The 10,951-nt window shown below is 69.2% G+C and carries 10 protein-coding genes; 6 read left to right on the forward strand and 4 right to left on the reverse strand.

Features of this window, described 5'->3' with window-relative positions; genetic code table 11:
* Window positions 1-17: 17 nt before the first annotated feature.
* Window positions 18-578 (reverse strand): hypothetical protein, encoded by a 561-nt coding sequence (locus DL991_RS39465; RefSeq protein WP_125789460.1) that lies wholly within the window; start codon window positions 576-578, stop codon window positions 18-20.
* Window positions 579-760: 182 nt separating this feature from the next.
* On the opposite strand from DL991_RS39465, the gene DL991_RS39470 reads away from it, so the two are divergent.
* Window positions 761-1,267: a hypothetical protein gene (locus tag DL991_RS39470; RefSeq protein ID WP_125789439.1), complete on the forward strand. Its 507-nt coding sequence runs from the start codon at window positions 761-763 to the stop codon at window positions 1,265-1,267.
* Here DL991_RS39470 and DL991_RS39475 read toward each other — a convergent pair.
* Complete coding sequence (locus tag DL991_RS39475; protein WP_125789440.1) at window positions 1,248-3,266, reverse strand: thioredoxin domain-containing protein; 2,019 nt, start codon at window positions 3,264-3,266, stop codon at window positions 1,248-1,250. The genes DL991_RS39470 and DL991_RS39475 overlap by 20 nt on opposite strands.
* Before the next feature lie 63 nt (window positions 3,267-3,329).
* Between DL991_RS39475 and DL991_RS39480 the strand changes: the two genes are divergently transcribed.
* Both DL991_RS39480 and DL991_RS39485 read left to right on the forward strand, forming a co-directional pair.
* Window positions 3,330-4,697 (forward strand): 3' terminal RNA ribose 2'-O-methyltransferase Hen1, encoded by a 1,368-nt coding sequence (locus tag DL991_RS39480; protein ID WP_125789441.1) that lies wholly within the window; start codon window positions 3,330-3,332, stop codon window positions 4,695-4,697.
* Complete coding sequence (locus tag DL991_RS39485; protein WP_125789442.1) at window positions 4,694-7,186, forward strand: polynucleotide kinase-phosphatase; 2,493 nt, start codon at window positions 4,694-4,696, stop codon at window positions 7,184-7,186. Before DL991_RS39480 ends, DL991_RS39485 begins: the two co-directional genes overlap by 4 nt.
* 72 nt (window positions 7,187-7,258) lie before the next feature.
* Here DL991_RS39485 and DL991_RS39490 read toward each other — a convergent pair whose 3' ends face one another.
* Both DL991_RS39490 and mca read right to left on the reverse strand, forming a co-directional pair.
* Window positions 7,259-7,591: a hypothetical protein gene (locus DL991_RS39490; RefSeq protein ID WP_125789443.1), complete on the reverse strand. Its 333-nt coding sequence runs from the start codon at window positions 7,589-7,591 to the stop codon at window positions 7,259-7,261.
* Window positions 7,591-8,484: a mycothiol conjugate amidase Mca gene (mca, locus tag DL991_RS39495; protein ID WP_125789444.1), complete on the reverse strand. Its 894-nt coding sequence runs from the start codon at window positions 8,482-8,484 to the stop codon at window positions 7,591-7,593. The genes DL991_RS39490 and mca overlap by 1 nt, the downstream gene beginning before the upstream one ends.
* Window positions 8,485-8,629: 145 nt before the next feature.
* On the opposite strand from mca, the gene DL991_RS39500 reads away from it, so the two are divergent.
* The 3 genes from DL991_RS39500 to DL991_RS39510 all read left to right on the forward strand — a co-directional run bounded on the left by DL991_RS39500 (window position 8,630) and on the right by DL991_RS39510 (window position 10,796).
* The gene (locus tag DL991_RS39500; protein WP_125789445.1) at window positions 8,630-9,085 is read left to right on the forward strand and encodes a DUF4307 domain-containing protein; all 456 of its coding nucleotides are present in this window, start codon (window positions 8,630-8,632) and stop codon (window positions 9,083-9,085) included.
* 199 nt (window positions 9,086-9,284) lie between these two features.
* Window positions 9,285-9,785: a transcription elongation factor GreA gene (gene greA, locus DL991_RS39505; protein WP_125789446.1), complete on the forward strand. Its 501-nt coding sequence runs from the start codon at window positions 9,285-9,287 to the stop codon at window positions 9,783-9,785.
* 207 nt (window positions 9,786-9,992) lie between these two features.
* Window positions 9,993-10,796: an MBL fold metallo-hydrolase gene (locus tag DL991_RS39510; protein ID WP_125789447.1), complete on the forward strand. Its 804-nt coding sequence runs from the start codon at window positions 9,993-9,995 to the stop codon at window positions 10,794-10,796.
* Window positions 10,797-10,951: the final 155 nt, after the last annotated feature.

The raw sequence follows: 10,951 nt of genomic DNA on the forward strand, positions 1-10,951 counted from the left end.
CAGCACGAACTCCGGCCTCAGGAAAGGTCCGGTCCCTGTGAGCGGAGATCGTCCACCTTGGTCATCGCCTCCCGGAGCTCGGCGAGCCAGGCGTCCGCGTGTTCCCCGACCAGCCGGACGGCCCACGCGAGCGCCTCCGACCGCGACCGCGCGACGCCCGCGTCGACGAGGGTGTCGAGGACCAGGCGTTCCGGCTGCCTCAGCCTGGTCATGACCGGCGCCGAATGGGTGGTGAACAGGTGCCTCGTGCCGCCGAGGCTCGCGCCCCAGGCGACCTTGCGCTGATACCGGTGCTCGGCCTGGCGCGCGATCTCGATCCGCTCCTCGCGGGTCTCCTCGCGGAACCGGCTGATCCGGCCGTCCTCGGCCGCCGCACGGGCGGCGTCGTCGGCGTACTCACCGGTGAGCGGCTGGAGTTCGCCGACGATGACGATCTCTTCGCGATCCACCGTGACCTCGGGGTCTCCGGTGAACCAGCCCTCCGGGAGCCGTCCGCCGAACCACGCGGCCGCGTCGTCCGCCGAGGGGATGTCCGCCTGCTGCCAGCCGCCCCGGCCCTTCCAGCCACTTCGTCCCATATGCCTCGCCGCCCTGAAGTAGGTGTGCATGCTCGCCTCCGCGATTACATGATTACAACGCTACCGACGCTACGCTCGCAACGGCCGAGATTCACTCGTGTTCTCCCCCGGCGAAACCCGAGGCAACCTGATGACCTGCGCCGACGTGTTCCCACCAGCAGATGACGGAAAAGGGGAACCTCATGCTGAAAAAGGCCATGATCGGCGCTGTCATGCTCGGAGCGGCCCAGCTCGCCGTGGTCGCACCGGCGGCGGCGGAAGCCAAGGACGTGTCCTGGTTCTTGCATCCGACCGAAGTCGAACCCGGCGGGGAGCTCTACGCCGAGACGAAGGCCGCGATGGGCGGCTGCGGACCGGCGACCCCGGTGACATCGCCGGGGTTCGCGGCGCCGCTCCAGTGGACGATCGGCGGCAACTGGGGGAAGGCCGCCGGCTACGGCAAGGCAGGCAAGACGCCGGGCAAGTACACGGCGACGTTCACCTGTTCGGACGGTACGAAGACCTCCCGCGCTTTCACCATCATCGGAACGCCGCCGACCACCACTACCAAGCCGCCGACTTCCACGAAGCCGCCGAAGCCGACGAAGTCCACCACGACGAAACCGAAGGCGCCGCAGGTCGCGGTCAAGCCGGCGGGGGCTCCGCAGACGGGCGGCGGCGCCTTCGGCCCTATGGCGTGGGATTGGTGAGCTGAGCGCGCAGATCCTCGGCGGTGGTGACCGGGCGTTCGCAGACATAGCCGCGGCACACGTACGCGGCGGCGGCGCCCCCCACCAGCGGCCGGTCGGCGAGCAGCGGCACTCCCTCGGCGTCCGGGACACCACTCACGACGACGGCGCCGTCCGGTGCCGACGCGACGGCCGCGGCCAGCAAATCCTTGCGTGCAGCGGCATCCGGCCCGACGACGGCCACCTGCACCGGACCGGCGGCCGCGGCTTCGGCGACCGTGAGCCAATGCCCGGCGAACCGCGGCGCGTGGGCGGCGAGCCGTCCCGCGCGCGCCAGCGCCTGCTCGGCCGCCTCGCGGTAGCGGCCCACCTGGTCGTGCCCCGCCAGCACGGAGGCCGTCAGCAACGCGTTGGCCAGTGCCGAAGCCCCCGCCGGGCTCGCGTTGTCGGTCGGGTCGGAGGGCCGCTGCACCAGCACTTCCGCGTCGTCGGCCGTGTCGTAGTAGGCACCCGTCGAGTCCGGGACGCCGAAATGGGCCAAGGCGAGGTCCAGCAAGGTGACCGCGTCGGCCAGCCAGCGCGGCTCGCCGGTCGCCTGGTGGAGTTCGAGCAGCCCCTCGGCGAGGCACGCGTAGTCCTCCAGCACGCCCGCCGTCGTGCCGACGACGCCGTCGCGCGAGGTCCGGCGCAGCCGCCCGTCCACGAAATGGTCGTCCATCAGGAAAGCCGCGGCACGAGCCGCCGCGTCGATCCACTGTGGATGGTTCAGCCGCGAGCCCGCCTTGGCGAGCGCGCCGATCGCGAGCCCGTTCCACGCGGCGATGACCTTGTCGTCGCGGGCGGGCTGAGGACGCTCGTTTCGCGCCGTCAGCAGCGTGCGCCGCACCCGCTCGTACCGTTCCGCGTCCTCAGGACGCGGCTCACGCAGCCGCAGAGTCGACGCGCCGTGCTCGAAGTTGCCCCGTTCGGTCACCTGGAACAGTTCGGCGGCCCAAGCGCCGTCCTCCTCGCCGAGCACTTCGGCGAGTTGCGCGGGAGTCCAGACATACGTGAGGCCCTCGACGCCGTCGGTGTCCGCGTCGAGCGAAGCGGCGAAGCCTCCTTCGGCCGTCCCGAGGTCGCGCAGCAGGAACTCCGCGGTCTCTTCGACCGTCCGCCGCGCGTACTCGAGCCCGGTCACGCCGTGGAACTGCGCGTAGAAACGCAGGAGCAAACCGTTGTCGTACAGCATCTTCTCGAAGTGCGGCACTTCCCAGCGCGGGTCGACGGAGTACCGCGCGAACCCGCCCGCCAGCTGATCGTTGAGCCCGCCGAGCGCCATCGCCTCCGCCGTGTGTTCGACCGGTGAAAGATCGGAGCCGGTGCGTTCGTGGTGCCGGAGCAGGAAGTTCAACGCCATCGTCGGCGGGAACTTGGGCGCTCCGCCGAATCCGCCGCTCGCGGCGTCGTATTCCTCGCGCAGTGAAGCGACCGCGGATTCCAGCGCCGCACCGTCCACAACGGACTCCGGCAGCGGTCCGCTCTTCTCCGTGAGGTGGGCGATGATCTGCCGGGCGCCGGAACGCAGTTCGTCCGGGCGCTCACCCCAGGCTTCGGCGACCGCGACGAGCAGCTGCGGGAACGACGGCATCCCCGGCCGCGGCGACGGCGGGTAGTAGGTGCCGCAATGGAACGGTTCACCCTCCGGGGTCAGGAAGCACGTCATCGGCCAGCCGCCCTGACCGGTCATCGCCTGGGTGGCCGCCATGTACACCGAGTCGATGTCCGGCCGCTCCTCACGGTCCACCTTGATGTTGACGAAGTTCGCGTTCATCAGCGTCGCGGTGGCTTCGTCCTCGAAGGACTCGTGCGCCATGACATGGCACCAGTGACAGGCCGCGTAGCCGACCGAAAGGAGAATCGGCACGTTCCGCCGTTTCGCCTCTGCCAGCGCCTCTTCACCCCAGGGCCACCAGTCCACCGGGTTCTCGGCGTGCTGCAGCAGGTACGGACTGGTCGCGGCCTTCAGGCGGTTCGACATGTCACCAGGGTCGCACGCGGAAAAGCGGGCGCGCCGAACGGCCGTCTGCGCGACACTCATCCGGTGCTCCTGACCATGACGACCACCCGGAACCCCGCCACCGACCTGGGCTTTCTCCTGCACAAGCATCCGGAGAAGGCGCAGTCGTTCACGCTCTCGGCCGGGAAGGCGCACGTCTTCTACCCCGAGGCGGCCGAGCAGCGCTGCACGGTGGCCCTGCTGGTCGAGATCGACCCGGTCGAGCTCGTGCGCGGCGGCGGGACGTCGCTGACCCAATACGTCAACGACCGGCCGTACGCGGGCGGCTCGTACCTGGCGGTGGCGCTGCGGGCGGTCTTCACCACGGCGCTGGCCGGGCGGTGCGCGAACCGGCCGGAACTGGTCGACGAGGCGTTCCCGCTGGAGATCCGCGTGCCGTCGCTGACCGCGCGCGGCGGCGCGGAGGTCGTCCACAAGCTGTTCGAACCCCTCGGCTGGCAGGTCGAGGCCAAGGCCATCCCGCTCGATCCCGAGTTCCCGCAGTGGGGCGATTCCCGCTACGTCGACCTCCGGCTGACCGGGACCCAGCGCGTCGTCGACGCGTTGCGGCACCTGTACGTCCTGCTGCCCGCTCTCGACGGCGACAAGCACTACTGGATCGGCCAGGACGAGGCCGACAAGTTGCTGCGCGTCGGCGAAGGGTGGCTCGCGGGACATCCGGAACGGGAGCTGATCACCAACCGCTACCTCGAACGCCGGCGTCCGATCGTTTCGTACGCGCTCACCCGGCTGGCGGAAGCGGACGACGTGCCCGCCGAGGCCGAAGCGCGGGTCACCGAACTACCGGACCGGCCCGAACCGCTGGCCGTCCAACGGCACGGAAGCGTGCTCGCGGCTCTTCGGGCGGCGGGCGCGCGGCGGCTGCTCGACCTCGGCTGCGGCGGCGGCGCGCTGTTGCGCGTACTCCAGAAGGAACCGTCGTTCACCGAGATCGTCGGAGTCGACGTGTCCGCGAGCGCGCTCGACATCGCCGACAAGCGGCTGAAGGACAAGTCGCGGATCACCCTGAAGCAGTCCGCGCTGACCTACGCGGATCCGTCGCTGGCCGGATACGACGCGGCCGTGCTGATGGAGGTGATCGAGCACGTCGACGAGGAGCGCCTGCCCGCGCTGGAGCACGCCGTGTTCGGTGTCGCCGCGCCGCGGACCGTGCTCGTCACGACGCCGAACGCCGAGTACAACCGGCACTTCGAATTCCTCGGGGAAGGCCGGTTCCGGCACGCCGACCACCGTTTCGAGTGGACACGCGAGCAATTCCGCTCGTGGGCCGACAGCGTCGCCTCCCGTCGCGGCTACGACGTCCGCCTGCTCCCTGTGGGACCAGAGTCCCAAGAATCAGGACCGCCGACCCAAATGGCGGTCTTCACGTCTCGGAAGGAGGCCGTGGCATGAAACTGACCATTCCCGACATGTCCCTCGTCGTGCTCGTCGGGGCCTCCGGCTCCGGCAAGTCGACCTTCGCGCGGACGCATTTCGCGCCGACACAGGTGCTGTCCAGCGACTACTTCCGCGGCCTGGTGGCCGACGACGAGAACGACCAGAGCGCGTCGGCCGCCGCTTTCGACGTGCTCCACTACGTCGCGGCGAAGCGGCTCGAAGCGGGCCGGATCACGGTGATCGACGCGACGAACGTCCAGCGTGCTTCCCGGGCGAGCCTCTTGAAGCTGGCCAAGGAGTACGACGTCCTGCCGACGGCGATCGTGCTCGACCTGCCGGTGAAGGTCTGCCAGGAGCGCAACGAATCCCGGCCCGACCGTGACTTCGGCGAGCACGTCGTCCGGCGCCAGCGCGGCGAGCTGCACCGCTCGCTGAAGTCGTTGGAGCGCGAGGGTTTCCGGCGCGTGCACGTGCTGCGGAGCGAGGCCGAGGTCGCCGAAGCGGAGATCGTCGTCGAGCCGCTGCGCAACGACCGGCGTGAGCTGGCCGGGCCGTTCGACGTCATCGGCGACGTCCACGGCTGCCGCGAGGAACTGGAGGAACTGCTCACCGAACTGGGTTACGTCGACGGCGTACATCCCGAAGGCCGCACCGCGGTCTTCGTCGGCGACCTCGTCGACCGCGGACCCGACACGCCCGGCGTGCTGCGCCGCGTGATGGCGATGGCCGAAGCAGGCAGCGCGCTGGTCGTTTGCGGGAATCACGAACAGAAACTGGTCCGCGCGCTCGACGGGCGCAAGGTCAGGACGGCGCACGGACTCGCGGAGTCGCTGGAGCAGCTTTCCGCGCAGGACGAGGACTTCCGCGCGAAGGCGCATGCCTTTTGTGAAGGACTCATCGCGCACTACGTCCTCGATGGCGGCAAGCTCGTCGTCGCGCACGCGGGTCTGCCCGAGAAGTTCCACGGGCGCGCGTCCGGCCGGGTGCGGAGCACCGCGCTCTACGGCGACACCACCGGCGAGACCGACGAGTACGGTCTGCCGGTGCGGCTGCCGTGGGCGCGTGACTACCGCGGCAAGGCGATGGTCCTCTATGGACACACGCCGACGCTGGAGCCGGAATGGGTCAACGGGACCATGTGTCTCGACACGGGCTGCGTCTTCGGCGGCAAGCTGACCGCTTTGCGTTACCCGGAGCGGGAAGTCGTCTCGGTGAAGGCGAAGAAGGTCTGGTACGAGCCGTCACGTCCGCTCGAACCCGCGCGGCCGCTGGGCGGACGTGAGCCCGCGGTCCTGGAACTGGGCGATGTCACCGGGAAGCGAATCGTCGAGACACGACACCACGGCCGGGTCGGGGTCTCCGCCGAACAGTCGGCGGCGGCACTCGAGGTGATGAGCCGCTTCGCCGTAGACCCGCGCTGGCTGCCGTACCTGCCGCCGACGATGGCGCCGTGTTCGACGTCCGCCACGGAGGACTACCTCGAACACCCCGAGGAGGCCTTCGCCGAGTTCCGCGCGGCAGGTGTCGATCATGTCGTGTGCGAAGAGAAGCACATGGGCTCGCGTGCCGTCGTGCTCGTATGCCGTGACGACGACGTGGCTCCCGCGCGGTTCGGGACCCAGGGGCCGGGCGCGGTGTACACCCGCACCGGGCGGCCGTTCTTCACTCCGGAACAGAACGCGCGGCTGCTCGATGGTGTGCGGGCAGCGTCGTCGGAACTGTTCGAGGAGCTGGACACCGGCTGGCTGCTGCTCGACACGGAACTGCTGCCGTGGAGCGCGAAAGCGGGCTCGCTGATCTCGGGACAGTACGCGGCCGTGGGTGCGGCGGCCCAGGCCGTGCTGCCCGCCGCCGTCGCTTCACTGGACGCCGCCGCGGCTCGCGGGGTCGACGTGGCGGAACTGATGGAACGGACCCGGGTCCGCGAGTCCACTGTGGACGCGTACCGGCAGGCGTACCGGCGTTACTGCTGGCCGACCGACGGCCTCGACGGCGTCCGGCTGGCACCGTTCCAGGTGCTGGCTTCGGAAGGACACGCGTACCACGACCGGCCGCACGAGTGGCACCTTTCGCTGCTGGACCGGCTTACCGGCGACCTGTTCACCCGCACGCGGACCCTGCCCGTCGACACCACCGACCCGGCGTCGGTGGCACGCGGCGTCGACTGGTGGCTGGACCTGACCGGCGCGGGCGGCGAGGGCATGGTCGTCAAACCGGCGGCGAACCTGACCCGCGGCGCGCGTGGGCTGGTGCAGCCGGGAGTGAAGGTGCGCGGGCGGGAGTACCTGCGGATCATCTACGGGCCCGACTACACGCTGCCGGAGAACCTCACGCGGCTCCGCAAACGCGGGCTGAACCGGAAGCGGGCGCTGGCGTTGCGCGAGTACGCGCTGGGGCTGGAGGCGCTGGAGCGGCTGGCACGCGCGGAACCGCTGTGGCGGGTGCACGAGTGCGTGTTCGCGGTGCTGGCGCTGGAGTCGGATCCGGTCGACCCACGCCTTTGACGCGCTTCGGGAATGCAATGAAGGGGCCTTTCATAGCAAATTTTGCTATGAAAGGCCCCTTCATTGCAGCGCTCAGTCGGACTTGGCGGTCGGCTTCTCCGTCTTGGCGACAGGCTCGGAGTCAGCCTTCGAAGCCTCGGGAGCCTCCTCGGCAGGCGCCTCCGAAGAAGAAGGGGCCGCAGGCTCGTCGAAGCTCTCCGGAAGCCGCTTCAAGTGCTTGGTCATCGACCGCACCAGCAGCGCGACGGCGATCAAGAACAGGATCAGGATCAGGAACCCCACCGGCGACGACTTGCCGAAGTCCTCACCTTGGCCGCCGTTGTCGCCGTTGCCGGGCTGCTGTGCCAGGAACTGCGACGACACCGTCACCGGAACGACGGCGAACGCCGGCACCACGAAACTCATCAGCCCTCCTTCAAGCCGGCGAACAGATCGTCCTCCGGCAGGGTGCTGTCCACCAGTGAGCGGACCAGCTCGTACTCCTCGGTCGGCCAGACCTCGCGCTGCAGATCGCGCGGGACGGCGAACCAGCGGCTGTTCGGGTCGATCTGGGTGGCGTGCGCCTTCAGTGCGTCGTCACGCTGCTCGAAGTAGTCACCGCATTCGACGCGGGTGGTCACCCGCTCCATGACGTCGGCCTTCTCCGGGTCCCACGACTTGAGCCACTCCTCGTACGGCGACTCCAGGCCGCGGGCGAGCAGGGCCTCGTGGAACACGGTCATCCTGGCGCGCGAGAACCCGTGCACGTAGTACAGCTTCATCGGCTGCCACGGCTCGCCCGCGTCCGGGTAGCGCTCGGCCTCGCCCGCCGCGTCGAAGGCCGCGACCGAGATCTCGTGCGTGCGGATGTGGTCGGGGTGCGGGTACCCGCCGTTCTCGTCGTAGGTGACGATCACGTGCGGACGGAACTCGCGGATGACCTTCACCAGGGCACCGGTGGACTCCTCGAGCGGGACGACCGCGAACGAGCCCTCCGGGACCGGGGGCAGCGGGTCGCCCTCGGGCAGGCCCGAGTCGACGAAGCCGAGCCAGGCGTGGCTCACCCCGAGGATCTTGGCCGCGCGGGCCATCTCCTCGCGGCGGACCTCGGTCATGTTGGCCAGTACTTCGGGACGGTCCATGGCCGGGTTCAGCACACTGCCCGCTTCGCCGCCGGTGCAGGTCACGACCATGACCTCGTGCCCTTCGGCGGCGTACCTGGCCATGGTGGCCGCGCCCTTGCTCGACTCGTCGTCGGGGTGCGCGTGCACCGCCATCAGGCGGAGGCGTGACTTCGGCGGTTCATTGGCTAGCACCATGCTCCGAACGTCCCCTTCTCGTTCCCTATTCCCCTGCGACCCTGCCTGACGGCCCGCCCTGCCGGGCGCGGATACTCGAGGGGACCACTCGCATACGACCCCTATTGTCCCTGCGAGCACGACGACACCGACCGGGAGGCCCGGGTTGAGCACGGGACAGGACGCTCCCACCGCGGAAAGCACCCGGACGGACGTGCCGGAAGGCCGGTACGGCAAACCCCGTGCCGCGAAGCCCGCCGGCTGGCGGCGCCTGGTGTTCGTGGTGATCGCACTGCTGGTCAGCGGCGGTATCGCCTATGTCGCGTACGCGAATTTCGGCAGCGCGCCCATCGAGGGCGAACGCGTCTTGTTCGAGGAGAAGCCGGGCGACGCGATGGAGATCACCATCAACGTGACCAGGGACGACGTGAATCGTCCAGGAGTGTGCGTCGTCCGCGTCCGTGACAAGGCCGGGGCGGAGAGCGGGCGTAAAGAGGTCCTGATTCAGCCTGGTTCGAAGAACAGCAGGGTGACTACCACCATCAAGAGCATCGGAAAGCCGGTCACGGCTGATATCTTCGGATGCTCATACGACGTACCACGGTACCTGTCAAGGCCATAGCGGCCAACGGGGTGAAACGGGCGCCCAACGCCGAGGCGCGACCGAATTCGACCGGCGGCGATGCCTCGCGCCGTGTTACTCTGATCTACCGGCACGGCCCAAGACGGGCCGTGTTTTTCCTTTATCTCAGCCAGGCCGGCGCGCCATGCCGGCCCGGTGGCCGGCTTGTACACCCAAGCCTGGCAGGCCCTACTAGGAGATGGTGACCGTGAGCGACACAAAGGTGACCTGGCTGACCCAGGATGCCTACGACAGGCTCAAGCAGGAACTCGACCACTACATCGAGCTCCGCCCGGTCATCGCTGCGAAGATCAACGACAGCCGGGAAGAGGGCGACCTCAAGGAGAACGGCGGTTACCACGCCGCCCGCGAAGAGCAGGGTCAGCACGAGGCCCGCATCCGCCACCTCCAGGAGCTCCTCCGTTCGGCCAAGGTGGGCGAGCCGCCCGCCAATGACGGCAGCGCGGGACCGGGCAAGGTCCTCACCGTGCGCTACGACGGTGACGACCAGGACGAGAACTTCCTCTTGGCGACCCGCGAAGAGGGCACCGAGGGTGGCCTGGACGTCTACTCGCCGGAGTCCCCCCTCGGCAAGGCGCTGCTCGGCGCCAAAGAGGGCGAGACCCGCGAGTACGAGCTGCCCAACGGCAGCATCCAGAAGGTGACGCTCGTCAAGGCCGTGCCGTACACCGCCAAATGAGCACTCCTCGCGCCGCTTCGCGGCCGAAGGCCCCGGAAACTCGATGAAGGGGCGTCCTCCGCACGCAGCGCGAGTCGCCTGCGAACCGGCGCCTCTTCGGCGAGTTTTCGTCGGCGCGCGACAATGAACACTGCGCGCCCGGCCCGATATGGCCGGGCGCGCATATGAGCCGTTAGCGTGACTTCCGGAGAAATCTGGAGGGAAACGATGAGCGAGCTACCGATCTGCGTCGCCTGCGGCATGCAGTACGCGGAACCCCGGTCCGACTGCCCGATCTGCGACGACGAACGTCAGTACGTCCCGCAGGCCGGACAGCGGTGGACCGATCTGAACACCGTCCGCGCGAGCGGGACGTACCGAGCGCGTGTCGAGGAGCAGGGACCCGGCCTCATCGGAGTCGGGTCCACCCCGAACTTCGCGATCGGCGAGCGCGCGCTGCTGGTCAAGGCCGAATCCGGCAACTTCCTGTGGGACTGCGCGGGTTACCTCGACGACGAGCTGGTCGCCGAGGTCCGCGAACTCGGCGGGCTCACCGGCATCGCGATCAGCCATCCGCACTACTACACCACCATGGTCGAGTGGGCCCACGCCTTCGACGTGCCCGTGTACCTGCACGAAGGCGACCGGCAGTGGATCGGCAGGCCGGATCCGGCGATCAAGCTGTGGAGTGGCGCGACCCTCGATGTCGCCCCCGACCTGCGGCTGATCAATCTCGGCGTGCATTTCGACGGCGGGACCGTGCTGCACTGGCCCGCCGGGGAGAACGGCCGCGGGGCGCTGCTCTCGGGCGACATCCTGCAGGTCATCCCGGACCGACGCTTCGTCGGCATGATGTACAGCTACCCGAATCTGATCCCGGAACGCCCGGAGGTCGTCCGCCGCGCCGCCGAAATGCTCGAACCGTACGAGTTCGAGGCGATCTACGGCGCCTGGTGGGACGCGATCATCCGCGCCGACGGGCACGAGGCGGTCCAGCGGTCGGCGAAGCGGTATCTGAGCCAGATGAGCTAGGCGCTGCCCGGTAAGTCTGTTCGATGGGCTTCGTGATCCAGGTGGTTCGTGGCGGTGCGGGCGGATCGGCCTCGTACCGGGTCGTACTCGGCCGCATCCGCCCGTGCCGTCAGGGACCGCCTGGGCGCGAAGACCGCGAACATGACTTGCAGGGC

The sequence above is a fragment of the Amycolatopsis sp. WAC 01375 genome (genome assembly GCF_003947325.1).
Lineage (GTDB): Bacteria > Actinomycetota > Actinomycetes > Mycobacteriales > Pseudonocardiaceae > Amycolatopsis.